The sequence below is a fragment of the Streptomyces sp. NPDC058683 genome (assembly GCF_042716195.1).
Classification (GTDB): domain Bacteria; phylum Actinomycetota; class Actinomycetes; order Streptomycetales; family Streptomycetaceae; genus Streptomyces.
Genome location: NZ_JBHXSK010000007.1, coordinates 53,990 through 79,070, shown reverse-complemented (window position 1 = coordinate 79,070; position 25,081 = coordinate 53,990). Strand labels below are relative to the sequence as shown.

Annotated in this window: 23 protein-coding genes; 11 read left to right on the top strand and 12 right to left on the bottom strand. The window is 70.7% G+C overall.

The annotated features are described in order from the left end of the window. Positions 1–27: 27 nt before the first annotated feature. Complete coding sequence (locus ACFWXC_RS09540) at positions 28–2,220, bottom strand: RICIN domain-containing protein (protein ID WP_384475682.1); 2,193 nt, start codon at positions 2,218–2,220, stop codon at positions 28–30. 101 nt (positions 2,221–2,321) lie between these two features. Beyond that, positions 2,322–3,362 (bottom strand): LacI family DNA-binding transcriptional regulator, encoded by a 1,041-nt coding sequence (locus tag ACFWXC_RS09535; RefSeq protein ID WP_362579366.1) that lies wholly within the window; start codon positions 3,360–3,362, stop codon positions 2,322–2,324. A gap of 263 nt (positions 3,363–3,625) precedes the next feature. On the opposite strand from ACFWXC_RS09535, the gene ACFWXC_RS09530 reads away from it, so the two are divergent. From ACFWXC_RS09530 to ACFWXC_RS09520, 3 genes are all read left to right on the top strand, one after another. After that, complete coding sequence (locus ACFWXC_RS09530; protein WP_384475680.1) at positions 3,626–4,276, top strand: RNA polymerase sigma factor; 651 nt, start codon at positions 3,626–3,628, stop codon at positions 4,274–4,276. Next, complete coding sequence (locus ACFWXC_RS09525) at positions 4,273–5,379, top strand: CU044_5270 family protein (protein WP_384475677.1); 1,107 nt, start codon at positions 4,273–4,275, stop codon at positions 5,377–5,379. Before ACFWXC_RS09530 ends, ACFWXC_RS09525 begins: the two co-directional genes overlap by 4 nt. Before the next feature lie 228 nt (positions 5,380–5,607). After that, positions 5,608–6,963, top strand: coding sequence for a phosphatase PAP2 family protein (locus ACFWXC_RS09520; RefSeq protein ID WP_384475674.1), 1,356 nt, complete (start codon positions 5,608–5,610; stop codon positions 6,961–6,963). On the opposite strand, the gene ACFWXC_RS09515 is transcribed toward ACFWXC_RS09520, so the two are convergent. After that, positions 6,933–7,106 carry a hypothetical protein gene (locus ACFWXC_RS09515; protein WP_384475671.1) on the bottom strand — a complete coding sequence of 58 codons (174 nt, stop codon included), beginning with the start codon at positions 7,104–7,106 and terminating at the stop codon, positions 6,933–6,935. The two genes, ACFWXC_RS09520 and ACFWXC_RS09515, sit on opposite strands and share 31 nt — an antisense overlap. Here ACFWXC_RS09515 and ACFWXC_RS09510 point away from each other — a divergent pair. Next, entirely contained in the window at positions 7,105–7,980 is an 876-nt protein-coding gene (locus ACFWXC_RS09510; RefSeq protein ID WP_384475668.1) for an aldo/keto reductase, read from the top strand. The two genes, ACFWXC_RS09515 and ACFWXC_RS09510, sit on opposite strands and share 2 nt — an antisense overlap. Before the next feature lie 64 nt (positions 7,981–8,044). Continuing rightward, positions 8,045–9,067 (top strand): aromatic acid exporter family protein, encoded by a 1,023-nt coding sequence (locus ACFWXC_RS09505; protein WP_384475665.1) that lies wholly within the window; start codon positions 8,045–8,047, stop codon positions 9,065–9,067. A gap of 7 nt (positions 9,068–9,074) precedes the next feature. On the opposite strand, the gene ACFWXC_RS09500 is transcribed toward ACFWXC_RS09505, so the two are convergent. The 4 genes from ACFWXC_RS09500 to ACFWXC_RS09485 all read right to left on the bottom strand — a co-directional run bounded on the left by ACFWXC_RS09500 (position 9,075) and on the right by ACFWXC_RS09485 (position 12,922). Beyond that, on the bottom strand, positions 9,075–9,551 hold the full coding sequence (locus tag ACFWXC_RS09500; RefSeq protein WP_384475663.1) for a DUF5990 family protein: 477 nt from the start codon (positions 9,549–9,551) through the stop codon (positions 9,075–9,077). 132 nt (positions 9,552–9,683) lie between these two features. After that, entirely contained in the window at positions 9,684–10,814 is a 1,131-nt protein-coding gene (locus ACFWXC_RS09495) for a catalase family protein (protein WP_384475660.1), read from the bottom strand. A 92-nt stretch (positions 10,815–10,906) separates the two neighbouring features. Continuing rightward, on the bottom strand, positions 10,907–12,259 hold the full coding sequence (locus ACFWXC_RS09490) for a Dyp-type peroxidase (RefSeq protein ID WP_384475657.1): 1,353 nt from the start codon (positions 12,257–12,259) through the stop codon (positions 10,907–10,909). 72 nt (positions 12,260–12,331) lie between these two features. Continuing rightward, positions 12,332–12,922: a hypothetical protein gene (locus ACFWXC_RS09485; protein ID WP_384475654.1), complete on the bottom strand. Its 591-nt coding sequence runs from the start codon at positions 12,920–12,922 to the stop codon at positions 12,332–12,334. 278 nt (positions 12,923–13,200) lie between these two features. Here ACFWXC_RS09485 and ACFWXC_RS09480 point away from each other — a divergent pair, with 278 nt between their 5' ends. After that, complete coding sequence (locus ACFWXC_RS09480; protein WP_384475651.1) at positions 13,201–14,040, top strand: GAP family protein; 840 nt, start codon at positions 13,201–13,203, stop codon at positions 14,038–14,040. Positions 14,041–14,083: 43 nt separating this feature from the next. Here the strand turns inward: ACFWXC_RS09480 and ACFWXC_RS09475 are convergent, their stop codons facing one another. The 5 genes from ACFWXC_RS09475 to ACFWXC_RS09455 all read right to left on the bottom strand — a co-directional run bounded on the left by ACFWXC_RS09475 (position 14,084) and on the right by ACFWXC_RS09455 (position 19,608). Next, positions 14,084–14,239 carry a DUF6131 family protein gene (locus ACFWXC_RS09475; protein ID WP_384475648.1) on the bottom strand — a complete coding sequence of 52 codons (156 nt, stop codon included), beginning with the start codon at positions 14,237–14,239 and terminating at the stop codon, positions 14,084–14,086. Positions 14,240–14,425: 186 nt separating this feature from the next. Next, on the bottom strand, positions 14,426–15,721 hold the full coding sequence (locus tag ACFWXC_RS09470) for a hypothetical protein (RefSeq protein WP_384475646.1): 1,296 nt from the start codon (positions 15,719–15,721) through the stop codon (positions 14,426–14,428). Between the two features lie 249 nt (positions 15,722–15,970). After that, complete coding sequence (locus tag ACFWXC_RS09465) at positions 15,971–16,162, bottom strand: hypothetical protein (RefSeq protein ID WP_384475643.1); 192 nt, start codon at positions 16,160–16,162, stop codon at positions 15,971–15,973. A 111-nt stretch (positions 16,163–16,273) separates the two neighbouring features. Then, positions 16,274–17,113 (bottom strand): DUF1206 domain-containing protein, encoded by an 840-nt coding sequence (locus ACFWXC_RS09460; protein ID WP_384475641.1) that lies wholly within the window; start codon positions 17,111–17,113, stop codon positions 16,274–16,276. A 302-nt stretch (positions 17,114–17,415) separates the two neighbouring features. After that, entirely contained in the window at positions 17,416–19,608 is a 2,193-nt protein-coding gene (locus ACFWXC_RS09455) for a PQQ-binding-like beta-propeller repeat protein (RefSeq protein ID WP_384475638.1), read from the bottom strand. A gap of 445 nt (positions 19,609–20,053) precedes the next feature. On the opposite strand from ACFWXC_RS09455, the gene ACFWXC_RS09450 reads away from it, so the two are divergent. From ACFWXC_RS09450 to ACFWXC_RS09430, 5 genes are all read left to right on the top strand, one after another. After that, complete coding sequence (locus tag ACFWXC_RS09450; RefSeq protein ID WP_384475635.1) at positions 20,054–20,602, top strand: DUF4232 domain-containing protein; 549 nt, start codon at positions 20,054–20,056, stop codon at positions 20,600–20,602. A gap of 368 nt (positions 20,603–20,970) precedes the next feature. After that, on the top strand, positions 20,971–23,355 hold the full coding sequence (locus ACFWXC_RS09445) for a nitrate- and nitrite sensing domain-containing protein (protein WP_384475632.1): 2,385 nt from the start codon (positions 20,971–20,973) through the stop codon (positions 23,353–23,355). After that, entirely contained in the window at positions 23,352–23,822 is a 471-nt protein-coding gene (locus ACFWXC_RS09440; protein WP_384475629.1) for a roadblock/LC7 domain-containing protein, read from the top strand. The genes ACFWXC_RS09445 and ACFWXC_RS09440 overlap by 4 nt, the downstream gene beginning before the upstream one ends. Further along, positions 23,819–24,211, top strand: coding sequence for a DUF742 domain-containing protein (locus ACFWXC_RS09435; protein WP_384475626.1), 393 nt, complete (start codon positions 23,819–23,821; stop codon positions 24,209–24,211). Before ACFWXC_RS09440 ends, ACFWXC_RS09435 begins: the two co-directional genes overlap by 4 nt. After that, positions 24,192–24,848: an ATP/GTP-binding protein gene (locus ACFWXC_RS09430; protein WP_384475624.1), complete on the top strand. Its 657-nt coding sequence runs from the start codon at positions 24,192–24,194 to the stop codon at positions 24,846–24,848. The genes ACFWXC_RS09435 and ACFWXC_RS09430 overlap by 20 nt, the downstream gene beginning before the upstream one ends. Positions 24,849–25,081: the final 233 nt, after the last annotated feature.

Genomic DNA, 25,081 nt, shown 5'->3' with positions numbered 1-25,081 from the left:
GTGGCGCCGCTTCTTCGGCTCGGGCCCCTAACTACGGCTCCACTGCTGGGTCGCGGTGCCCAGTCCGGTCCACAGCTCGACCTTCGAGCCGTTGGCCGTCCCCCAGTTGGTCACGTCGATGACCAGGCCGTTGGAGCGGTTGACGAGGGTGCCGTCCACGCGGAACGCCCACTTCTGGCTGGACTTCCCGTTGCAGGCCCAGAGGATGAGCGTGGTGCCCGCGGTCGTACCGTCGCCGTTCGCGGCCAGGCACTTGCCGGAGACGCGGAGTTCGCCGGCCGCGGTCTGGGTGATGGTCTGGTTGGCGTTGCCCGAGCAGTCGTAGATCTGGACCTGGACGCCCGTCGCGCCGTTCGGGACGTCGAGGCAGCGGCCGGAGTAGGCGCCCTTCAGGGTGAAGGTCGAGGCCGTGGGGAGCGGGTCCTGGACCAGCTGCCAGTCCTGGGAGCCGTCGGTGGTCGCGGCCGCCACGGTGACGGAGCCGCCCGCGGTCGAACCGGTCATGTAGAGGCCGGTGTTGAGGACCGAGCGGAGCTTGTAGTAGCCGCTGGTCGACGACGCGACCTGGGTCCACTGTTTGTCGGTGGCGCCGTCGTCGACCCACTGGGCGAGCTTCTGCCCGGCCGTCGCGGTGCCGGTCCAGATGGCGACCGAGCGGCCCCCCGCCTTGTTGAGCAGGGTCACGTTGCCGCCCTTGGCGGTCAGGTGCCAGCGCTGGGTGTTGTCGGTGGAGTTGGCCGCGCCCAGGACGAGGTCGGGGGTGTTCCCGGTGAGGTTCGCGTCCTGGGTCTTGCCGGACGCGGTGGTGAGGACCTGGCCGGTCAGCCGGTTGACGAGGCTGTAGTAGGCGCCGTCGGAGCGGCCGAGGTCGACCTCGGCGTACTTCACGGGGCCGACGCTCTGACCGCTCCAGGACGCCTGGAGGACCAGGACGCGTCCCGTGCCGTCGACGTACTGGAGATGGCGGCTGTATCCGGCGGCGATCGACGTCTTGTACTCCTTCCAGGTGCCGGTGGACAGCCCGGACTCGTTGACCCAGACGTCGCCGCTGCCTGCGGCGTTGTAGACGATCCGGCCGTCCGGCATGGGCAGCAGGACCGGGCTGCCGCCGGTGGACAGGGCGGCCCCGCCGGAGGGCACGGGCAGTGCGGTGATGGCGGCGTCCGTGGCGGAGAAGAACTTCGTCGGGTCGTCGGAGATCCGGTAGCGGACGTTCGTCCCGCCGCCCCAGTACTCGTACGTCAGCAGCCACTTGCCGTCGGTCGTCGGGGCGATGGTCGTCATGCCCGGACGGCCCCCGCCGATCTCCGTCTTTCCGCTGCCCATGCTCACCGTGGCGCCGGGGACGTCCACGACCGGGCTGCTCCAGGCCGAGCCGCTGGTGCCGTTCCAGGTGCGGTGCAGGAGGACCTGGCCGCCGGAGTCGGTCGCGGTGTCGTTGGCCGGGTCGAGGGTCGGGGCGCCGGTGGTGGTGTTGTAGCCGGTGTAGTCGTCCTCGTCGGAGTAGTAGGCGATGAGCTGCCCGTTGTGGGCGAGCAGGTGCGGCTCCCAGACGGGGTCGACCTGGGCGTTGGTGTTGGCGGTGGAGACCCGGCCGACGCTGCCCGCGCTGCCGCCCTGCCAGCCGCCGGCGGCGATGATGTTCTGGAAGCTCCAGGTCGCACCGTCATCCGTACTCGCGTACAGGGCCAGCGCGACGTCCTTGCGGTCGCCGTCACTGGTGGGCGTCCAGCTGGAGTTGGCGGCCTTCTGCTCCTCGTAGTAGTAGTCGTCGCCCGAGACGATGCTCGCGAGCAGCAGGGTGCCCGCGCTCAGGGAGCCGACGTTCTGCGGGAGGACGTACAGGTACGGGTTGGTCCAGTTGCTCGTGTACTTGGCGTACGCGGAGTCGGTGGAGAGGTAGGCGGGGGCCTTGACGTCGGCGAGCTTGGCCCACGTCGTGCCGGAGTCGTCGCTCTTGTAGATGGGCAGGGTCTGGCCCACCGGGGCGCTCTGGCTGTTCTCGAAGGTGGCCACGATCCTGCCGTCCGGCAGCTGGGCCGACTTCGGGTAGAGGACACAGGGGCTCTTGTTGCAGGCGGCGGTGTTGTCCGCCGTATACAGGTTCGCGGGGCTCGGCTGATACGCCGACGCGGCCGTAGCGGCGGCGAGGGCGACCACCACGCCTGTACAGAGGGCCGTCGCCGTAGCGAAGGCCTTTCGCGCCCAGGATCTTTTCACCGGCGTTCCTTTGCCACGGGGGTGCGGGGAGGAGGCCAGTATTCGTAGGCGGCCCGGCACTGTCACCGGCACGTTCCGAAAGGGTTTCGCGCGGTCGCGGGTTACGGGGTATTGACGCGGTGGCGAACGGATGTCGAGGTGCGCACCACGAGTTCCGTGGTCAGCTCGATCCGCGAGGACGCGGGCGGCCGGCCCTGTGCGAGGTCCATGAGCACCCGGGTCGCCTCGCGCCCCAGTTCCTCGAACGGCTGCCGCACCGCGCTCAGCGGCGGGCAGGCCATGGCCGCCACCAGGGTGTCGTCGAAGGACATCACCGACAGGTCGCCGGGCACGGCGAGACCCTGCTGCCGGGCCGCCTCCAGCACGCCGAGCGCCTGTGCGTCGCTGGCCGCGAAGACGGCCGTGGGTGGGTCGTCGGCCCGCAGGATCTGGAGGCTGGCGGTCAGCGCCTCGGCGTAGTCGAAGTCGGTCGAGCGGACGATCGCCGGATCGTAGGCGACCCCGGCCTCCTCCAGCGCGGCCCGGTAGCCGTGCACGCGGGCCGCCCCGGCCAGGGAGTGCGAGCGCCCTGCGACCATGCCGATCCGGGTGTGCCCCAGGTCCAGCAGATGCTGGACGGCGTCCCGGGCGCCGCTCCAGTTCGTCACGCCGATGCTCGGGATGTCCTCGGACGGCGCGCTGAGCGGGTCGATCAGCACGACCGGCAGCCGCTGCTCGACGATCCTGCGCTGGTCCTCCTCGGCCAGCATCGAGATCACGATCACCAGCCCGGCCGCGCCGAGCGCCACGCACTCCTCCAGCCACGCGGAGATCGACCGCCGGCTCGTCGTGCCGGTGACCACGTCGATGCCGAGCTCACCGGCCGCGTCCACGATCCCCCGGGCGACCTCCAGGGTGTACGGGCCGGACAGGTCGCGGAAGACGACGATGATCTGCCGGGGCGTCTCGGGATCGCGCTCCCACGGGCGGACGTACCCGTACCGTGCCAGCAGTTCCTCGACCCGGTCGCGGGTCGCCGCGCCGACGTCCCGGCGCCGGTGCACCACCTTGGACACGGTGCTGAGCGAGACGCCCGCCTCGGCGGCGATGTTCGTGAGCAGGCCGTGCTGCGCCTCCTGCCGGCCCTTGCCTCGACCTGTCACCCGATGTCCGTTCCGTACGCCGCGCGTCGTTGCGCCGGACACACCACCTACCTGGCCGCAAGCCCCGCCGCAAGGTAACGGGGGCCGGTACGGGGAGGCAATACCGGGGACCGCCGTCCGCGGCGAACCGGGCCTGTCGGTCCCGCCGTCCCTCGTGCATGATGTCCCTCCGCCCCGCGGGACGGCGTACCAGAGGCGAGTGTGGCGCAGGTCACGGGAAGTCGGTGCCGAGTGCCGCACAGCTCAATGACGTGAGCACTCATATGCGAACCCGGGTACGGGCCGGGGATTCGAGCGCGTTCGCCGAGCTCTTCGACAGCTACGCCCGAGCGGTCTACAACCATGCCTTCCGGCTGACCGCCGACTGGTCGACGGCCGAGGACGTGATGGCCGCGACCTTCATGGAGGCGTGGCGGCTGCGCGAGAAGGTCGATCCGACGGGCGGTTCCCTGCGGCCGTGGCTGCTGGGCATCGCGACCAACACCGCCCGCAACCAGTACCGGAGCAACCGGCGCTACCGGGCGGCGGCGACGGCTGCCGCCGCGGCCGAGCTGTCGGTGCCCGACCACGCCGAGGAGGTGGCGGCCCGGCTCGACGACCGGGAGCGCCTCGCGACGGCGCTGACCGCGCTCGCGTCGCTGCGCCGCCCGGAGCGCGAGGTCATCGCGCTCTGCCTCGGCGAGGGCCTCGACTACGAGGCCGCGGCGGAGGCGCTCGGCATCCCGGTCGGCACGGTCGCCTCCCGGCTCTCCCGCGCCCGCAGGAAGCTCCGCAAGCTCGCCGACGCCGAAACGGCACGACGTCAGAAAAATCTTGGAGCAACTCCCGGAAATCGGGAAGGCGGCGGCCCCGGCCGACAGTCAAGAGGCGATCACGCACACGCGATCCGGCCCGCACAGGAAGGAAACCGATGAACGCGAACACGTCCCGGCAGAACGCTGCCGAACGGGACGAGGGCGACCAGCTCTTCGACCGGACGACGCGCGACCTGCCGCCGGGCCGTCACCGGTTCCACAAGGAGCGCATGATGGCCCAGATTCACCAGACCCAGGCGGCGGAGCGCACGGCCGAGCAGCCGGCGGACCGGGCGCGGACCCGGCGGCTGCGGCTGCCGCGCCCCGCGATCGCCCTGCCCGCACTGGCCGCCGCCCTCGCCGGGGTGGTCGTCGTGGGGGTGGTCGCCTCCAGTGGCGGCCACGGCGTCAAGGACGAAGGCGTCGCCACCGGACCGGCCCTGACCACCACCGTCGGCGCCGCGACCGGCAACGGCGTACCGCAGCTGCTCGACCGGATCGCGCTGGCGGCGGCCGACACGTCCCACCCGGACGTCAAGCCCGGCCAGTACGTCTACGTCGAGTCCAGGTCGGCCGACACCTTCGTGAAGTCCACCGACGCCGGGACCTCCCTGGCCAGCCACGAGCTGCACACCCGCCAGGTGTGGAGGTCCGCCGACGGCACCAAGGGCTGGCTGATCGACCCGGCCACCAACGACAGCCCCGCGGGCGAGACCCTGAGCCTGCCCGACGAGCAGGGCAACACCCCGAAGGCGAACCTGAACTTTCCCTCGTACGACTACCTGGCCAAGCTGACCACCGACCCCGACGCCCTGCTGGCCAAGATCTACAAGGAGACCAAGGGGCAGGGGAACTCCCCCGACCAGGAGGCGTTCACCACGATCGGCGACCTGCTCGGCGAGAGCTACCCCCCGGCGAAGCTCTACCCGGCGCTCTTCAAGGCCGCCGCGAAGATCCCCGGCGTCGTCGTGGTGAACGACGCGGTGGACGCGGCCGGCCGGCACGGTGTCGCGGTGGCCCGGCTCGACGAGACCAGCGGTGAGCGCGAGGAATGGATCTTCGACAGGAAGAGCGATGTCTTCCTGGGCGAGCGCACGGTCCAGGTGGAGCGGAGGACCGACGCCGACGCCCTCATCAAGCCGGGCACCGTGCTGTTCACCAACGCCGTCATGAACCGCGCCATCGTCGACGGCATCAAGCAGACCCCGTCCCAGTCCGGTTGATCCGTCCGCGGTCTCGCCATGGGAGACCCCCGGGTGAACAATCTGGGGGTCTTTCCTGAACGAGACCGGAACCCGGCAGGTGATGCCTCCGTCTTCCCTCATCGGACAGGTGTCGTCGTCTAACAAATCGGCCGGAAATTGAGATCCATACCACCGCGGGTTCCTTCGCAAAGAGGCAGTGGAACACCGCTCTCCCTGTGGCGTCGACCGGGGGCGAGACCCTGGGCCGTGGCGGGTGTCGCGGCCCTCGGGTTCCTCCTGGCACTCGAGATCGCCGCACGACGCTACGGCCTGCCAGGGCCGATCACCGACCAGGCGCGGGAGGTGATCCTCGCCCCCAAATCGGGCTTCCTGCTGTACGCCGGCATGGCGCTGATGATGACGGTGCTCACCTGGCGGCAGCGGTTCGTCGCCGTCGCCGCAGCGATCGGTGTCGACGTCGGAATCGCGGCGGTCCGCTGGGCGCTCGACGCCCCGGTGACCGACGGCCATCCCTTCGGCAACGGCGCCCTGTGGGTGATGCTGGGCCACGCGGTCACGGCGGTCACCCGCCGCACCGGCCGGGAACGGGTCCTGCTGCTCAAGGGCGTCGGGCTGGGCCTGCTGCTGGTGACCGGCCGCAAGACCGGCGACACCTGGCTGCTCCTCACCTCGAAGACCCGCCCGACGGTACTCGACCAGTACGTGGCAACCGCCGATCACGCGCTGGCCGAACCGTCGTGGCTGGTCGGCCGGATCGTCACCGCCTGCGGTCCGGTCGGCTTCAACCTCCTCGACATCGTCTACGGCCAGCTCGCCGTGGCCGCGGTCGTCGTCGCGCTGTACCAACTGCGCCACGTGGCGGCGGAACGGCGCTTCCCGCGCCATCACCTGGTGCGCACCTTCCTGGTGATCGGCCTCCTCGGGCCGGCCGTCTACATGATCTTCCCGGTGGTCGGACCGGTCTTCGCCTACGGCACCGGTGCCGAGCACTGGGCGTCGGTCAGCCTGTGGCCGGACCCGCCGCCCGGCGGCCACATCCACGGCAACGGCCTCGGTCCCGGCAACGGCCACTGGGCGGTGGCCGACTGGTGGCCGCGGACGACGCCGCCGGTCGAACCCCCGCGCCCCATGCCGTTCGACGCGTTCACCCCGCGGAACTGCATGCCCAGCCTGCACACGGCCTGGGCCGTCGCGATCTTCATCCACTCCCGGACCGGCCCGCGCCTGCTGCGCTTCGCCGGCGCGTTCTGGCTGGTCGCCACCCTCACCGCGACGCTGGGATTCGGCTACCACTACGGCGTGGACCTCGTCGCCGGCGTGGTGTTCACGCTCACGGTCGAGGCGGCGCTGCGCTCGTTCGACCGCGGCTGGGACCGGCCGGGGCTCCGGCTCGCCGCCTACGGCGCGACGGTCTTCGCCGCGCTCCTGGTGTCGTACCGCTGGCTGCCGTTGGAGATGGCCCGGCACCCTTGGGCGTCCGGCCCGCTCCTCCTGCTGGCGATGGGCTCGGTGGTCTACGGCTACGTACGGACACAGCACCGGCCCGTGCCGGAACCTCGCCTGACGCCCCCTCAGCCCCTGCGGCCGGGGGCGATGCGGTAGACCGGCAGCGGCGGGACGGGCAGCACCGCCAGGTGCGCGTACCAGGTGTGCGTGCACCGGGCGGGGGCGGCCCGCCGCGCACCGGCGGGCCGGTACGGCTGCGCCCAGGCGGATTCCCGGTGCGGGAGTAGCGTGGAACTCATGACCGAAGACACGCTGATCGCACACGAGTCAGGGACCTTCGAGATTGCCGGCAAGCAGGTGGCCCGGCTGGGCTTCGGGGCGATGCGGCTGACCGGACCCGGCATCTGGGGCGAGCCGGCCGACCGCGAGGAGTGCCGGCGGGTCGTCCGCCGCGCCGTCGAACTGGGTGTCCAGCTGATCGACACCGCCGACTCGTACGGTCCCCATGTCAGCGAGGAGATCATCCGCGAGGCGATCCACCCGTACCCCGACGACGTCCTGATCGCCACCAAGGCGGGCCTCACCCGCTCGGGCCCGGACGAGTGGGCCCCGGTCGGACGGCCCGAGTACCTCCGGCAGGAGGTCGAGATGAGCCTGCGGCGGCTCGGCCTGGACCGTATCGACCTGTTCCAGCTCCACCGCATCGACGCGAAGGTGCCGCTGGAGGACCAGATCGGCGAGCTGAAGAAGTTCCAGGACGAGGGCAAGATCGCGGCGATCGGGCTCTCCGAGGTCACGGTGGACGAGATCGAGCAGTGCCGGCGGATCGCGGAGATCGTCACCGTGCAGAACCGCTACAACCTCACCGACTCCACGTCCGAGGACGTGGTCGACCACTGCACGCGCGAGGGCATCGGCTTCATCCCGTGGGCGCCCGTCGCCGCGGGCGAGCTGGTCGAGCCGGGCCGGCTCGTCGACACGGTCGCCAAGCGGCACGAGGCCACCCCCGGTCAGGTCGCGCTGGCGTGGCTGCTGGCCCGCACGGAGGTCATGCTGCCGATCCCCGGCACCTCCCGTGTGGCCCACCTGGACGAGAACGTCGGCGCCGCCCGGCTCACCCTCGACCCCGAGGAGGTCGACCAGCTCACCCGGGCGGCGCGCGAAGCGGCCTGAACCACCCGTTCACGGGGCGTGCACCGGCGGGCGACGGGCCCCGGTGTGTGCCTATGGTGGGCAGGTGACGGGCGTTTCGCCGTGGACGCGGGTGCGCTCCAGGCTCCGGGCGCAGGGGCCGACGGCGGCCCGCATTCTGGTGATCGCGGTGCTCTGCTGGCAGGCCGCGCTGTGGGCCGGTGCCGATCAGCCGCCGGTGTTCGCCGCCATCGTCCCGCTGCTGTGCCTGCGCGGTGACTCCGCCTCCTCGCTCGCGGCACTGCTGCTGAGGATCCTCGGCGTGATGGCCGGAGTGGCCCTGGGCGTCACCGTGGTCCACTTCTTCCGGCCGACCACGGCCGTCCTCGCCGTCGTGATGGGCCTGGCCCTGCTGTGCGGGACCGTCATCAGTTCCGGCACGACACTGAACGTGCAGGTCGCGGTGACCTCGCTGCTGGTCTTCGCCAACCCGACACCGGAGTCGTACGGCTTCGCCCGGTTATGGGAGAACGCGCTGGGCGGCGCGGTCACCGCCGTCCTCGGCCCGCTGCTCTGGCCGCGGAACCCCCGCCGGGAGGCGGCGACGCTGGCACGGGAGTACGCGGACGACCTGACGGCGGGCCTCGTACGCAGCACCCGCGCGATCGGCTCACCGGACGCCGCGTACGCGAACCGGACGCACACGCAGGCGGCGGCGGACCGGCTGCGCCGCTACGGGGAGAAGGCCCGGGAAGCGGAAAAGGCCATGCGGTTCAATCCGCTGCGCCGCCGGTACCGGACCGAGGTGGGCGAACTGGGCGACCGGATCGGCCGCGCCGCCCAGGCCGCGCCCCATCTCCTCGCCCTGGCCGCCGAGGTCGACTTCTTCACCGCGCGCGACGGACCCACTCCGGCTCTCTCCCGGGCCCGGACAGCCCTTCTCCCGGTCGCCGAGGCCACCGGACGCGCCCTGAAAGCCCTCCTCGAAGGGCGGGACCCCCACGAGGACACGGCCGCCGCCCGCGCCGCACTGGCCCGGTACACCAGGGACGACGCGGCCCCGGTGGCCGTGCTGCTCCGCAGACCGTTCACCAAGATCCTCGACCTCTGTGACGGCTCCCCGGGCTGAGGACGGATCAGAGAGGCGATCGGCCTTCGCCGGCGGTCCAGGTGATGCGCGGGGGCTCGACGCGTGCGCACAGGGGGCCGCCGTCCGCGTCGGTCAGGCCGAGACGGCCGACCAGCAGGCCGTGCTGCGCGGCGGCGGCAAGCACGTCGGCGGGGACGGCGTCGAGCATGAGCTTGGCGCGGCGGAACATGGTGAAGACACCCGAGTCGTCGACCGTGCACCAGGACAGGTAGACGAACCGGCGGCCCAGGCGGTCCTGCACATAGGGGCCCCTCACATCGATGCCGTCGGGTGTGGCGGTCGCGGTGCACTCCAGGGTCCACGTCGCGGACGCGGCGTCGGCGGGCTGCGGTCCGAGGAGCTCGCCCGGACGGTCACGGCGTTGCACGGCGACATGGATCCCGGCGTACGCGGGACCTTCGTCGCCGGCGGGGGCCGGACGGGTGCGGCCGGGCAGGTCGACGGCGTCGATACGGATGCGCATACCGGCCATCATCTGCCCACGGCCGGGGTGCCCGTCGCAGGGGGTGGGCCGCTCGCTCCGGTGCTTGTCCCGATCCGGTGCTCGTCCCGATCCGGTGCTCGTCCCGATCCGCTGCTTGTCCCGATCCGGTGCTTATGCGGTGCGGCCCAGTACGTCGTCGGCACTCCGGGGCTCGGTGCGGGGCTGCTGGTTGAGCTGGTGGCGCTGGATGGAGGATCGCCGGTAGACCTCCTTGCGGGCCCGCATGATGTTGCCCAGGGGCGCGTGCTCGGCGGTGACCCGCCAGGGCGTGAAGGACAGCGCGTCCATCTTCTCCAGGTTCTCCGGGCCGGAGATGTCCTGCTGCGGCAGCCGCAGCTTCGCCACGGTGAAGGACGGCGAGAGCTGCTCGGGCCACTCCACGGTGGTGTCCTCCACCGGCATGCGCTCCAGGTCGGTGCAGAGCTGGACCTGGATGTCGAAGACGTAGGGCCCCTCCTGCAACTCTGCTTGCAGGGCCGGCCGGAAGACCTCCGCCGCCGAGGCCGGGTCGATGGTGCGCCGGACCACTCCGGCGGCGGACGTCGGGTCGGGGGTGATGCGCACCTTGGCGATGTAGTCCCCGTGCCGGACCGCGCCCATCGTCCAGTAGCTCGACAGCAGCAGGTTCGCCGGCGGGGTCTTCGACAGACGCAGGAAGGCCAGGAACTCGTCCCACGCCCAGTCGTCCCGGTCCAGCGTTCCCTTTCCGGTCACGAAATCGGTGTAGAAGCGATGTGCGCCGGGACGGCCCTGGGAGAAGTAGGCCGGCGCGTTCAGGAACAGTTCCTGGATGAACAGGTAGTGCTCGACCGTGTTGCAGAAGAAGACCGGTCCGTTGATGTTGGCGTAGTCGAAGGTGCCCGAGTCCGGTTCGTCCTCCAGCAGGGTCGGGCCGGGGATGCCGAACATCTTCAGCGCCAGTCCGGTGGCGGCGCCCAGCCGGGCGTCGGCTCCGGCGTGGGGCGAGCCGTTGGAGAAGCGGATCAGCGCGTCGTGGGTGCCCGGGGTCGCGTAGATGCCCTGGGCGTACTCCGGGGGCAGCCCGTCCAGGATCTCCACTTCCCCCCGGACCAGCCCGTAGCCCTTGGCGTGGGCGTCGCGAAGGGCCCGCCCGGTGCCGCCGGCCTCGACGGACTCGGCGATGTAGCCCTCGGTCTTCTCGATCACCGTCTGCACGTCGCGGTCGAAGTCCGGGGCGTCGTCTTCGACGTCGGGCGTGTAGCGGACGAACTGTGCTGCCATGACTGCGGCCTCTCCTCGGCGAGCGTGATCGGACCTCGGACCTCGGGCCTCGGACCTCGGCGTGATCGGACCTCAGGGCGTGGGAACCGCCGTCAGCCCTCCAGTTCGGCCAGCCAGCGCAAGGCACGCAGACCCGGCACGAAGCAGTACTCGCCGCCGCGGGTGACCACGAAGCTGGGCAGGTTCCGCAGGCGGCGCCGGACCGGCTTCTCCGGGATGGTGACGCTGCCGGTCCCGCCGTGATGCCCGGCCACCGGGTCCTGCTCGCCGGGGTAGCCGATGAAGTTGCCGTCGTTGACCCACTCGGCCTTGATGAACTCGAACTGCCGTTCCAGGTGGGCCCCGAGGAAGACCCCGACCAGGCCCCGGTCGGCGCCGTCGTCCTCCAGCACGCCCTCCGGCAGCGGCGGGCCGTAGGTGGTGCCGCGGCGGATGAGGCGGTGCATCCGCGCGTCGCCGATGATCGTGGCGTCGCGGGGGTTGATGCGCCGGACGTGCGCACCGGCCGGGCACCGGTACCCCCGGTCGTCGTTCTCCCGGTACAGGAAGTCGTTGACGCGGTGCGGATCGGCCGCCAGCTCCGGATCGTCGTGCTCCGGCGCCAGCGCCAGCGGCGCCCCGCTCGGCCAGCGCCCGACCATCTTCGCCGCCAGCAACGCCTCCTCCTCGGCACCGGCGCTGTTCGCACGCAGGTAGCGGCGCCAGGCCGCCACGTCGGTGTGGATCTTACGGACGGCCGCGTAGGTCCCGTTGCGCCCCAGCACGTCGGGGCTGGGCATGGGCGCCGGATTACCGGTTTCGTCGAGGTAGCCGAGGATGAACTCCCCGGCCTTGATGGGGGGTTCCTGCGGGTTGGAGCCGGGCAGTCCGACGCCCTCGATGTTCGGCTGGCTGATGCCGTCACGGAAGCCGAAGGTGGTCCGCCCGGTGGGGAGTTGCTTGACCTCCTGCTGCCAGATCACGTGCACACCGGGCGTGTCCTCGTAGGCGGCACGGGCCCGCTCCAGCTCCTGGTCCAGCTGCGCCGTGTCGGAGGAGAGGGCGCTCAACGCGATATGGACGTCGCCCGTTCCGAACGGTTTCTCCCAGTGGGCCGGGGCGCTCTCGCCGACGTCGCCGATCCGCTCCGCGCGCGCGGCCATGCCCTCGCGGAACGCCCGTGGGAAGCTGTCCAGCGACTCCTGGGGCACCCCCAGGGCCGCCAGCCCCTGATAGGTGAACGCCACGGCGACCCAGGCGTCCCGGCTCCGGTCCGCGTCCGGCAGGCCGCCCGAGGTCACCGGGAGCAGCCGGCGCAACAGCGCGCGGCCGGCCCGGGGGTCGTCCACGCGCAGGAAGACGAACCTCCCCTCGTAGGGCACGGGCCGTGGCCGCAGGGCCCCGCTCTGGACGTCGTCGATGTCGACGCGCACGCCTGCCGCGCTGCCGCTGTCCACTGTGTTCATGGGCGCTTGTGCCTCCGCATCGGTCTCTGCCTGGACAGCCGCCCCGCAACGGCCGACTCGCAACGGCGGGTTCTAGGCCGAGGCTTCTTCCAGCAGCTTCTGGAAGGCCGGCGTGGACACCAACTCCGCGTTGGCCGGGTTCTCCAGCGCCGCCCGGAACTGGGGGGTGTCCAGCACCTCCTGGAACGCGTCGTCCACGCGGTGGTCCTTGTAGATCTGCTGAACGGTCAGGTCGGGATAGGCGCTGACGAAGACCCCCGCGGGCTCCTGGTGGGCGACGAACCAGTCCTTCGCCCCTGGGTCGGTGACGCCGGGGAACCCAACGCTGTGCGAGAAGACCTTGTCGAAGCGGTCCCCGACCACCGTCTTGGCGAAGTCGTCGATGTAGTTGTCCCAGGAACCGTCGAAGACGCTGGCGAACATGAACCGGGTGTCGTTGTCGAAGATCACGTGCCGGGCGTCGTGCAGCGTGCCGATCTGACGCACCGCCGCATGGACCTTCTCGTCGTCCGCCGCGTCGGCGAGCGTGGCGAGATCCTTGCGCAGCTCATCCGCATGGCCCGGCTTGATCTCGGTGAAGACGGTGAACTCGTTGCAGACCCCGTCCGACCTCCCCGGGCGCTCGGGGTGGGCCGACTGGGTTCCGCCTGTCGTCGCAGTCATCGTGACGTCTCCTGCCGCGGTCGGTGCGAGGGTCACCAAGCGCCCGGACATGAGGCACCTTCGCCCTCACACCTCAATCCTCACCACGGACGCGCTGCCTCGCATCCGGGGAAGCCCCGGCACCCCGGCCCGGACCCTGGGCCACCCCCTCCCGCCCCGAGCGGCTCCCAGAGGCTCCCGAGGACAGACCCGGCCGGGCGCAGGAAGATGGAACCAGTGGGACGTGCCGAGTACGTCGTACACCGTCGTCCTTCTCGGGCAGCCACTTCCGTACGGCCGTGAAGCGCACGGCCAAGGAGCGCACGGCCGTGAAGCGCACGGCCGCGACGACGGTGGCGCAGCCGATCGCACGGCGGCCCGTCGCGCCGCCGAGGCGGTCCGGCACCCTCTCGCGCCAAGCCCTACTCGGCCGGATCGCCACCCGACCCCACGCGGAGGCAACCATGGGCGCAGTTCTCGGTGACGTACTGGGATTCGCGGCCGGTGTCGCGGTCAGCCCGCTCCCCATCATCGCCGTCATCCTCATCCTCGCCACGCCTCGGGGACGTCTCAACGGCGTCCTCTTCACCGTCGGCTGGATCCTGGGACTGGCGGTACTGGGCGCGGTGATGCTGGCTATCGCCTCCCCGGCAGGCGCCTCCAGCCACAACCACCCGGCCACCTGGGTGGGAGCCCTCAAACTCGCCCTCGGCGTGTTCCTCGTCCTCTTCGGCGCCCGGCAGTGGCACCGGCGTCCGAGGGATCCCTCAGAGGCCCGGCTGCCGAAGTGGATGAGTGCGATCGACGGCCTCACGCCGGTCAAGGTCTTCGCACTCGGACTGGCCCTGGCGGCGCTCAACGCCAAGAACGCCCCGCTGACCATCGCCGCGGGAGCGGCGATCGGGTCGGCCGGCCTGCCGGTGGGGCAGCAGATCGGCTCTCTGGCGATCTTCGTCGTGATCGCCACCCTCGGTCTGCTGGCCCCGCTGGCGGTCTTCCTGCTCGGGGGTGAGCGCGCCAAGACCACGCTCGGCAACTGGAAGGACTGGGCGGCTCAGCACAATGTCGCCGTGATGGCGGTCCTGTTCTTCGTCCTCGGGCTGAAACTGGTCGGGGACGGCATCTCCATCCTCACCTGACACGACTCACCTGACACGCGAGGGCGCGGCGGTGCCGGAGACCTCACCAGTAGTGGCGTCGGCCGGCCACGGCGTGCCCCATGGATCCCAGGATCCAGAAGGCGGCACCGACCACGGCCAGAATGAGGCCGAGGGTCCACAGGATCGATATGCCCGTGACGAACCCGACGACGAGCAGAATGATTCCGACAGCGATCATGGCCGTACCTCCTGGCGTTTCGTGAAACCTGCTGGTAGACGCCGGGTTCCCCGAAGCGGCGATGTCATCCCGCAGCAGGCCGCACCAGATTCGTCCGATGATCCTCTGTCGACGGCACCCAGGAACGCACCCGTCACAGGCCGGTTCCGGGCGCCGTCGAAGACGTACGCGTCTACGACCGGCCCACTAGGCGGACGCCGGCACGAAGACCGTCTGCGAGGTGGCGGACTGGAAGCTGTCGTTGGCGTCGAAGACGGCCCGGTAGTAGCCGGCATCGTTCTGGTCGAGGTCCGCGGCGAAGTCGTTGCCGTTGCCGCCCCAGGAGGCCTCGACCGTGGTGAGCGTCGACCAGTTCACGCCGTCGGGCGAGTACTGGAGGTGGACGTAGATCCAGGCGGGCGTCCACCCGTCGGGGAAGTCGATGAGCCCCTCGGCGTGGACCTGCCCCGTGTCGGAGCGGGCGGCCGTGAAGGCCGTGAACTTCGACGCCCGGTGCACGTGGACGACGTCGCTCGTACCGGTGCCGGCCTGGAGGAACGGGTCGTCCGAGGTGTCCAGGGCGAGCTGGAAATAGCCGCCCTGCCACGGCGTGTACTCCATCGTGAAGGTGCCGTCGTCAGCGGTGGTGAAACGGCCCACGAGGTCGGTCTGCGCGTCGTCGGGGCCGAACAGGACGCCCCCGGAGCGCCCGCCCAGGGGTACCCAGCCGTCCGCGGTCTTCTGCTCGACCTTGACGTTCAGCGTGACCGACTGGCCGAAGTCGACGTCGGTCGCACTCACCGTGGACGTGAAACGGGTGGGAATCTGGTCGACGCCGATCTGCACCGGCTCGGACTCCCCGTACAGCACCGGCGGTGTGCCGCCGTCCATGCGGAACACGGCCTGGACGGGCGCGGCGGCGTCGAGCCGCACCGAGGCGGTGAAGTGCCCTCGGGCGTCGGTGGTCACCGTGGTCTGCGTCCAGTAGTCGACATCGATGTCGACCTGGCGTCCTGCGAGGGGCTTCACCTGACGGGTCGGCCAGCGCCCGTACAGGGTCCCCTCGACCTGTACGTCACGGTGTTCCCGGTCGATGGTGGTGCGGTCGACGGTGAGCGCGCCGAATTTCGCCACGACGTAGTAGGCGAAGTCCCCCGCGGACTGCCGCAGCACGTGGCCGCCGTCGGCGTCCGTCACCTCCACGTCGATGCGGTAGGAGCCGAACTGGGTCAGCTCCAACGGCTTCTTGGTGTGCCAGGTGCCGTCCTGACGGGTGCCGGAGAAGAGCCGGAAGTCCTTGGTCCCGATCTCGGCGACCTCGGTCTGCGAGGCGTACGAGAACAGGTGTGCCGTGATGGTCTTGATGTCGGCCCCTGACCGGGCACTGATCTGCAGGATCCCGAGGTCGTCCCCCACGCTGCCCGCGTAGGTGACCTCCGGCTGGCCCGCGGCGTGCGCGGCTGTCACGCCCCCCATGCCGAGCGCGGCGGCCGCGACGGCCACCGTGACCCATCTGCGTATCCTCCGGAACAACACTCTCGATCCCCACCTCTGACTCGTTCGAGACGGCGGGAGCCTCCTCCGGGCCCCCCGCCCAGCCGTCCGACTTTATATCGGCCGCTCAGCACGGACGCACGGAAATCCGACAGCGGGCGCGAGGCTTGGGCGCGCCCAACTGCCTCTGAACAATGGGAACTTGACTTGCCCCCTGTCTCACTCCGGGCATGACCGCCGTGCGGTCGACGGGCGGATTCAGTCCACGGTGAAGGAGTAGTCGTACGTGGTCAGTTGGATGCCGGAGCCGGTCGTCGCAGTGACCTGGAGGTCGTAGGAGCCGTCCGAGGCCGGGGTCCAGTCGATGCTCGCGGTGCCGTCGGCTCCCGCGGCGACCGTGACCTCCGGTTCCGTGTCGAAGGAGTACGTGTAGCTGACGACGCCCCGCACCTTCGGCGTGAACGTGAAGGTGCCCGAGACGCCCGCACCGCCGCCGGAACCGTTCTCGGGGAGTGGTGCCTTCCGCCCCGCCCCGGCCCGTCGCCTGTCGCCTGTCGCCTGTCAGACGGCGCGCCAGCGGGCGTTGGCCCAGGAGAAGACCCCGAAGGCCATGAGGCCGACCGCTATCAGTGCCAGCAGCCAGGGGCCCGCCGGGGTGTCGGCGAACGTACGCAGGGTGTCGTCCATGCCCTTGGCCTTGCCGGGCTCGTGCTGGACGGCCGCGGCGATGGCGAAGCAGCCTGCGGTGGCGAAGACGATGCCCCGGGCCGTACCGCCGAACACGCCGAAGAAGGCGACGACTTCACGCGTCTTCTGTGACGTCTCCGGCATCCTGAGGTGCTTCTCGAACGTGCGCATGACGGCCCGGACGGCGATCCACAGGCCGGCAGCGGTCACCGCGGCACCCGCGACGCCGACGATCCACTGCCCGCCGGGCCAGTCCAACGCCTTCGCCGTGACGTCCTGGGAGCTCTGGTCGGAACTGCCGCTGCCGCTGCTCTTGTCCCCGGCCGCGTAGGAGAGCACGGAGTAGGCGACGAATCCGTAGAAGACGGAACGGCCCGCGGCCATCGCCCTCTTGCCCGGCTTGTCGCCGTCGGGGCCCGCCTGTCCGAAGGCGGCCTCGGACAGCCGCCACAGGGCCATCCCGGCCAGGGCGATTCCGAGCAGCCACAGCAGTACGGTGCCGAAGGGCTTCTGGGCGATCTCGGCGACCGCACCGCCCCGGTCGGCCTGCTCGCCCCCGCCGGAGAAGGCGATCCGCAGGGAGAGAACGCCGATCAGCGCGTAGATGACCCCGCGGGCGACGAAGCCCGCCCGGGCCGCTACCGCGATCGCCTTGCTGTTCGCCGCACGTCGAACCTGACCGCGTCCGCGCGCCGTTGCCGATCCAGTAGCCATGCCCTACCGGGTGCCCCCGAAGGGCAAGGCCATCCCGGGGCCGCCCCTCCGCCGCGTCTTCCGGCTCACTGTCGAGGGAGGCGGCGCGGAGGAGGTCGGTGGGGTCCTCGACGTGCGGGCCCGGCGCACGAGACGCCGGCTGGAACGGCTCAGGGGGCATGGCCGCGGAAGGCGACGCGCTGCTTCCCTTGCGCAACTGGGGCCCCGAAACCACTCCGCCGCGGTGGGACACCCGCGGGTCCGCGGCCACTGCCTCGGCCCGTCGGTGGGCTCCCTCGGGTAGGCCCGTCAGGTTGGGCCCGTCAGCTGGGCCCGTCCGGGCTTCGGGAGAAGGCCGTGTCGCCGGTCGTCGCCACGATCGCGTCCTTGACGAGCAGCACGCGCGGCGGGTAGCTCTGCGCTTTGTCCCCGGGGTCGGCCAGCGCGGAGGTGCGCCAGACCTCCGCTCCGGTGCGGCTGTCCAGTGCCAGAAGACGGCCGAAGCGGTTGGAGAAATAGACCCGCTTGTACGTCGCCGACACCGCGGGCGCGGACAGGCTCTCCACGTCCGTCACCTTCTGCCAGAGCTGCTTGCCGCTGTCCGCCGACACCGCGGTGACCGATCCGTCGGACCGGACGAAGTAGACGACGCCGTCCACAAGGGTGGCCGCGCCGGTCAGCGGACGAGCCAGCGGTATCCGTCTGACCTGCCCGGTTTCCGAGGCCACCCGCAGCAGCGCGTTGTACGGCCGTTCGTATCCGGCTTCGTACACGTCCTTCGCGGTCTGCGGGGCGAGGAACAGGGGTTGCCCGCCGACAGCGCCGAGCGCTTCCGCCTTCCTGGGCAGTTCGGCGGTCTCGGTCAGGCTGCCGGGTCCGAGCTTCATCAGCTCGACCGGGGCCTGACCGGGCTCGGTGCCCTGCGAGCACAGGGCGTAGGGGACGCCCCCCAGCACCGACGGAGTGCAGTACTCGTCCAGCGAGGGCGCCCGCCACAGTTCCTTGCCGGAGGACCCGTAGGCCACGAACGACGCGTAGTCGGGCGACAGGGTCAGCAACCCGCCGTCGTACAGGACCGCGGCCTCGGACTTGTTGATGTCGCGTTGCCATCGCCGGTCCCCGGTGGCGGCGTCGAGGGCCACCACGCGCCTGGTCGTGTCGTCCGGATCCTCGTACGCATAGACCAGCCCGTCGCGCACGCCGATCGGCTGCGCCCCCTGAGGGCGGGTGCCGGTCCGCCACAGGGTGCGGCCGGAGGCCGCGTCGACCCTGGCGACCGTGACGCCCGTACCGCCGCAGTAGAGGGCGCTTCCCTCCGCCACGCATCCGGAGCTGTTGTAGTCGAGCGGGACGCCCTTCACGTCGTACCGCACATCCGTGCGCCACGGCCGCCAGCCGTCGGGCAGTGACGCGGCACGGGCGGTGGCCGTGGCGGTGGCATCGGAGGAGCTGGCGGTGGCGTCCGGATCGGACGCGAAGACGCCCAGCCCGACACACAGCCCCGTGACGGCCAGCACCGCGCCGAGGCCGGTGAGCAGCATCCGGATCCGGCGTCGCTTGCCGGTGCCGGTGCCGGAGCCCGTGCCCGAGCCGGTGCCGGTGTCCGTGCCGGTCGCGGCGCCCGCGGAGGTGGTGGCCGCGCTCCGGGAAACGGAGTGGCGCCGGGGTTTCGCGGACTCTCCGGTCTTCGGAGACCCGGTGGCGTCGGACTCCGGCACCGCCTGGAGCATGCGGTGGATGTCCGTCAGGTCCGGCCGTGCGGACGGGTCCTTGTCCAGGCAGCGTTCGACAACGCCCAGGAGCGCTTCGGGCACCCCACCGAGGTCCGGGGTCCCGTGGACCACCTGATAGCCCGTTATGTACGGGCTGTCGGCGTCGAACGGTCCCGTGCCGACGGCCGCGAACACCAGCAGCGACCCCAGCGAGAACACGTCCGAGGCCGGGGTGACGTCCCGGGGAGCGGCCAGTTGCTCCGGCGACATGAAGGGCGGAGTGCCGATCATCCGCCCGGTCGTGGTGAGGTTCTGGTTGTCGGACGCGCGCGATATGCCGAAGTCGATGACGCGCGGCCCGTCGTCGGTCATCAGGACGTTGCGCGGTTTGAGGTCCCGGTGCACCAGGCCCGCCCGGTGGATGTCGCGCAGCGCCTCGGTGAGCCCCAGCCCCAGCGCGCGCAGTTCCCGCTGGCTCAACGGGCCGTCCCTCTCGACGGCTTCGGCGAGGTTGAGCCCCGGCACGTAGAGCGTCGCCATCCACGGCCGGTCGGCGTCCGGGTCGGCGTCCAGGACGGGCGCGGTGAAGGCGCCGCTCACTCTGCGCGCCGCCGCGATCTCCTGCCGGAAGCGGGTGCGGAACTCCTCTTCCTGGGCGTACGGCCCGTGCACGAGCTTGACCGCGACCTGCCGTCCCGAGGCGGAGACTCCCAGATAGACGACTCCCATGCCGCCCGTCCCGAGCCGGCCGAGAAGGGTGTACCCGCCTATGGACTCGGGGTCCCCGGTACTCAGGGGCGTCATCGCCGAACGTCCTTCCCAGCGCCTGTCTGCCTCACGGGGATCAGAGTAGGGCCTGCCGCCCCGGAAACGGAGCCGCTCATTTCCCTCGCCGGTGTCGCCGCCGGTGCCGGAGCCGGCGGTCCCGGCAGGGCGCCTGCACCCTCCTGCGTTCCGTTCGGCATCCCAGGAAGGTCGCGTTTCCGCAGTTCAGAGCTGGTTCGATCATTCCAGCGTCCCGAAACTCCCGCAGGGAATGGCAGATGGAACGCCGCATGGCACAGGCTTGGGTCATCCGAGCACGGCGCCCCACCGGACACGGCGATCGTGCTCGCTCAACCCCACGTTCACGGCCCGCACTTCCGGCGCGCCCACGCACACCACACGCAGCACACGCAGGACAGGTCCGACCCGCACAGCCCACAACCGGAAGATCACCTTCCGAATATTCAGAGAAAGCAGCCCCCTCATGCGTATCGCCACCCGTTTCGCCTCCCGCGCGGCCGCCTCCTCCATGGTCGTCGCCGCCGCCCTCGCGCTCGTCGGCTTCCAGGCCACCGCGCAGACCGCCTCCGCGGCCACCAAGAAGGCCTCCGCGGTCGTCACCTGCACCACGGCGAACACCAAACTGACCGTCACCGAGGTGTCCCGCCCGATCAACCACCTGCTGCTCAAGGCCACCAACACCGGTACCAAGCCCTGCTACGCCTACATCGCCCCCTACCTGAGGGCCGGCGCCGACGCCCAGGCCCCCCTGTCGTGGGCCGAGGAGACCACGCCGCAGGCCGTGGTGACGCTCGAGCACGGCCAGTCCGCGTACGCAGGCATCACGACGTCCACCCCCGAAGGCGAAGGCGGCGCCAAGGAGAAGACCCTGGGCGTGTTCTTCGCCGACCGGAAGGGCAACGCGATCAACAAGGAGAAGACCCTGAAGCTGCCGAACGGCGGTGTCTTCTTCAACAGCGCCGCCACCGTCACCTACTGGCAGACCAACGCCCAGGACGCCCTCTCCTGGTAACCGCCCGCACGTCGTTCCCCCGGAATGCTCCACAGGGCAACTCCAGGCCAACGGCCTGGAGTTGCCGGAGCAGGTTCTCCGGCAGGCAGATGCTCCAGGACCGGGTGTCCCTTTGGGCCCTCCCGTCCCGATACATGCATGCAGTGTTACCCGAAGCGTCGGTATTAATTTGATTGATCAAACTATTGAGATCAATTGTGTGATGAGTAGGCTTCCCCTGACATGGCGCGGACACCATTTCGGACCAGTCCGTCATCGCTAGCACGCCGGGGACTTCTGTGGCACTTCACGCCCAAGCGGCAAAACAGCAGACAAGCCAAGAAGCGGAACGGCGGCAAGGCGGCCAGGAGACGGTTTCGGAGCGCGGGTTGTCGCTGCGTACGACTCTGCTCATCCTGGCCCTGGTTCCCACCATCGCCATGATCGCCCTGTGGGCGACGAACTCGGCGCAGCTCTACGGCAACTGGAAGAGCATCAACGACCGCAACAACGCGGGCAAGCGGCTCGGGCAGCCGATCGCCCTCGTCTTCTACCAGTTGCAGGCGGAACGGCAGCTGAGCGCGGCGGCACTCGCCGACCCCGACGCCGATCCGTCGGGTCTGGCGAAGCAGCGTGCGCTCACCGACCGGTCCGTCCAAAGCCTCGAAGCGCTGTCCGGCTCCGTGCCGTCCGGTCTCACCAGGAATTTCCAGCAGTTGGAACGAGGCCTGGAGCGACTGCCCGGGTACCGGAGCGCGGTGGACAAGCGGGACGCCACCCAGGAGCAGATGTTCGACAGCTACACCGGTGTCATCGCCTCGGACATGCAGGTGTTCGAGGAGTTCACCAACGTCGGCATCGGCGATGTCACCGTCCTCACCAAGCCGGTCCTCGACGCGCAGTGGGGCCAGGAGATGCTCGCGCGCGAGAGCGCGATCTTCACCGCCGGAACGGCGAGCGGTCACCTCACCAGTGCGCAGCGCTTCCAGATCGCCGAGGTGATCGGCGCCCAGCAGCACATCTACGAGGACAAGGTCGTACCGCGGCTGCCCGGCACGTACGCCAAGACGTACCAGGGTGTGCTGTCCGGCGCGGCCTGGAAGCAGAAGACCGGGATCGAGCAGAAGGCCCTCAACGCCGAGACCCCCGGGGCGGACGGCCGGACCCCGGTGTCCGCACAGCTCGGCAAGGAGTGGCAGCAGAGCTACAGCTCGATAGCACCCCAGCTGCTGCAGGCCAGTGGCGCCTACTCCGAGTACCTCGTCAGCGCCACCAACGACAAACTCGGCGACATGATGACCGATCTGGTCGTCGACAGCACCGTGGGCGCCGCGGCCGTACTGCTGGTGTTCCTGGTCTCGATGCGGCTCACCGGCGTCCTGCGCCGCCGCATCCTCGGGCTCCGCTCCGCGGCGCTGGAGCTGCAGACCAAGCTGCCCGACATGGTGGAGCGGCTGCGGCAGGGCGAGACGGTCGACACGGACGCCGAACTGCCCGAGATCCGTTACGGCAACGACGAACTGGGCATGCTCGGCCAGGCTCTCAACCAGGCCCGCAGCAGTGCCCTGGAGACAGCCGTGCGGCAGGTCGAGCAGTACCGCGGCTTCGAGCGCCTGCTGCAACGCATCGCCAGACGCACCCAGTTGCTGATCGGCATGCAGATGAAACGTCTCTCCACGATGCAGCGGCAGCACGAGGACCCCGAGGTCCTGGAAGGTCTCTTCGACGTCGACCACCTGGCCGCCCGGCTGCGGCGCTACGAGGAGAACCTGGTCATCCTCGGTGGCGGTCAGCCCCAGCGGCGCTGGCGCAATCCCGTACTGCTGCTGGACCTGCTGCGCTCCGCGCAGGGCGAGGTGCAGGACTACCGGCGCATCCGGATCGACACCGAGGACGAGATCTGGCTGTCCGAGCGCGCGGTCGGTCCCATGGTGCACGTGCTGGCCGAACTGATGGAGAACGCCGTGTCGTTCTCCAAACCGCCGACTCCGGTGGAGGTGTCCGCGTCCCGGGTGGGCCGCGGCGTCGCGGTCGAGATCGAGGACCGTGGCATGGGCATGGACCCCGAGCAGTACGCCGAGGCCAACCGCCTGATGGCCGACCCGCCCCGCATGGACGTGATGTCCCGCGCCGACGACGCCCGCCTCGGCCTGTACGTCGTGGCCCGGCTCTCCGCCAACCTGGGGCTGAACGTGGAGCTGCGGCCCTCGTCGTTCGGCGGCACCCGGGTGGTCGTCCTGGTGCCGGCCGAGCTGATCTCCGACGGGAAGCCGCGCTCGGAGCCGCCGGACGACGCCGTCCCGGCGCAACTCGTGACCGTCGGCGCGCCCCGCTCCGCGCAGGACGGTGATCCCGGGGACTCATGGCCGGAGGCGCAGCCGCAGCCGCAACTCCGACCGCAACCGCAGCCCGGCGACCACGAGGCGTCCACGCGCCCGGTCACCGGCCCCAGGACCGAAGCGCCGGCCCGCGCCACCGCCACGCCCCCGACGGCGAGTTCGGACCCGCTGCCCCGCCGGGTGCGGCAGGCCAGTCTGGCCGCCGAACTTCGCGATCCTTCCTGTGTGTACGCTGAGAATCCGCTCGTCGAGACCTCGGGGACGGAGCCGGAACCGGAGCCGTTGCCGCGCCGGATCTCGCCGCGCCGCTCCGGCGCCACGGTCGGCGCCTTCCAGCGTCAGTCCCGGATAGCCCGGCTCGGGCCCGACTCCGATCAACAGCCCACTCCACCGTCACCGGGTCACGACGGGGCCCGCAAGGAAGACAGACGATGACTCTGCGAACCACTGCCACCAACTCCGACCTCGACTGGCTGCTCGACCGCTTGGTCGACCAGGTTCCGGGCACCAGGAACGCCATCGTGCTGTCCGACGACGGCCTGGTGGTCAGCCAGTCCAGCAGTATCGACCGGGTCGACGCGGAACGCCTGGCCGCCATCGCCACCGGCCAGCAGAGCCTGGCCCGCGGAGTCGGCGAGGTGTTCGGCGGCGGGCCGGTCCATCAGGTCATCATCGAGCTCCGTGATCTCTGGCTCTTCGTCAGCTCCGCCGGCCGGGGCACGCACCTGGCGGTCGTGGCGGACCAGGAGGTGGACGCCGAGGTGATGTCCGTGGCGATGCACACCCTCGTGCAGCAGGTCGGGCAACGCCTCGGCACCGAGGTCCGTGTGGCGCCGGACGATGCCGAAGGACCGGCGTCCCGCCGCTCCGACGACGCCGAGAGTGGGGGAGGACGTGGGTGAGCCACTGGGCGGACGCGGCACCGGACGACGAGTACGCGGAGCAGAGCTTTGTCAGGCCGTACACGATCACCCAGGGGCGCACGTCCTCGGCTCGCAACGACCTCACCCTCATCACCGTGATCGCGACGGTCGTCGCGTCCGGTGAGGAGCCCTCGACCCGTGGCCTGCAGCCCGAACACAGGCTGATCCTCCAGCAGTGCCGCACCCCGGTGGCTCTCGCCGAGGTCGCCGCCGAGCTGAACCTGCCCGTGGCGGTGACGAAGATCCTTGTCTCCGACCTGATCACGCTCGGCAGGGTGACGGCCCGGGCGCCCCTGGCGGTCGAGACCGGCCAGGGACTGGACATGACACTTCTTCAGGCGGTGAAAGATGGCCTACTCAGACTCTGACGACCGGGTCGGGACAGACCCGGCCCACTCCACCGCGGCCCAGGCTCCGGCGGCGGTGAAGATACTCATCGCGGGCGGATTCGGCGTGGGCAAGACCACCATGGTCGGTGCCGTGAGCGAGGTCGTGCCCCTGAACACCGAGGAGCACCTGACGGTCGCGGGCGTCGACGTGGACGACATCGACGGGGTGGACCAGAAGGCCACCACGACGGTGGCCCTGGACTTCGGCCGGATCACCGTGAACCCCCAACTCGTGCTGTACCTCTTCGGCACACCCGGCCAGGAACGCTTCTGGTTCATGTGGAACGACCTGGTGCACGGGGCGCTCGGCGCCGTCGTCCTCGTGGACACCCGGCGGCTGAAGAGCAGTTTCGCGTCGATCGACTTCTTCGAGAGCCGCGGCATCCCGTTCGTCGTCGGCGTCAACTGCTTCGACGGACGCCAGGACCGCACCGAGCCCGAGGTCCGGGAGGCACTCGACCTCGACCCGCACACCCCCATCGTCATGGGCGACCTCCGGCAGCGCCGGGCGAGCCGCGACCTGTTGCTGGCCCTGATCGAGCTCCTGATGTCCGGCCCGGCGCCGCTCCCGGGTCACCCGGCCACCGCGCTGCCGGTCACGACCAGCACCATGTGACGCCCACCGGGATCAGGGCCCGCTCGGCCCACCGACCCCGTTCGAGGAGCCGGTACGGGTGCCCCACTCGCGTGGGCGGTGGCCGTTGTGCCGTCAGAGGTACGTGGGCCCGTCCGATCATCACGTATGCGGCCGCGGCCGAGACCACCGACGCGGAGAAGACGGATGCTCTGCGTGCGGCCTGCCGTCTGCCGCGAAACAGTCCCGCCCGTCCCGATGCGGGGATCTCCGGC

What these genes read in the sequence shown, in the direction of transcription:
- ACFWXC_RS09530 (WP_384475680.1), top strand. Translation starts at nt 3,626, where the DNA reads ATGCGAACCCGGGTACGGGCCGGGGATTCGAGCGCGTTCGCCGAGCTC.
- ACFWXC_RS09525 (WP_384475677.1), top strand. Translation starts at nt 4,273, where the DNA reads ATGAACGCGAACACGTCCCGGCAGAACGCTGCCGAACGGGACGAGGGC.
- ACFWXC_RS09510 (WP_384475668.1), top strand. Translation starts at nt 7,105, where the DNA reads ATGACCGAAGACACGCTGATCGCACACGAGTCAGGGACCTTCGAGATT.
- ACFWXC_RS09515 (WP_384475671.1), bottom strand. Translation starts at nt 7,106, where the DNA reads ATGAGTTCCACGCTACTCCCGCACCGGGAATCCGCCTGGGCGCAGCCG.
- ACFWXC_RS09500 (WP_384475663.1), bottom strand. Translation starts at nt 9,551, where the DNA reads ATGCGCATCCGTATCGACGCCGTCGACCTGCCCGGCCGCACCCGTCCG.
- ACFWXC_RS09495 (WP_384475660.1), bottom strand. Translation starts at nt 10,814, where the DNA reads ATGGCAGCACAGTTCGTCCGCTACACGCCCGACGTCGAAGACGACGCC.
- ACFWXC_RS09490 (WP_384475657.1), bottom strand. Translation starts at nt 12,259, where the DNA reads ATGAACACAGTGGACAGCGGCAGCGCGGCAGGCGTGCGCGTCGACATC.
- ACFWXC_RS09485 (WP_384475654.1), bottom strand. Translation starts at nt 12,922, where the DNA reads ATGACTGCGACGACAGGCGGAACCCAGTCGGCCCACCCCGAGCGCCCG.
- ACFWXC_RS09475 (WP_384475648.1), bottom strand. Translation starts at nt 14,239, where the DNA reads ATGATCGCTGTCGGAATCATTCTGCTCGTCGTCGGGTTCGTCACGGGC.
- ACFWXC_RS09460 (WP_384475641.1), bottom strand. Translation starts at nt 17,113, where the DNA reads ATGGCTACTGGATCGGCAACGGCGCGCGGACGCGGTCAGGTTCGACGT.
- ACFWXC_RS09455 (WP_384475638.1), bottom strand. Translation starts at nt 19,608, where the DNA reads ATGACGCCCCTGAGTACCGGGGACCCCGAGTCCATAGGCGGGTACACC.
- ACFWXC_RS09450 (WP_384475635.1), top strand. Translation starts at nt 20,054, where the DNA reads ATGCGTATCGCCACCCGTTTCGCCTCCCGCGCGGCCGCCTCCTCCATG.
- ACFWXC_RS09440 (WP_384475629.1), top strand. Translation starts at nt 23,352, where the DNA reads ATGACTCTGCGAACCACTGCCACCAACTCCGACCTCGACTGGCTGCTC.
- ACFWXC_RS09430 (WP_384475624.1), top strand. Translation starts at nt 24,192, where the DNA reads ATGGCCTACTCAGACTCTGACGACCGGGTCGGGACAGACCCGGCCCAC.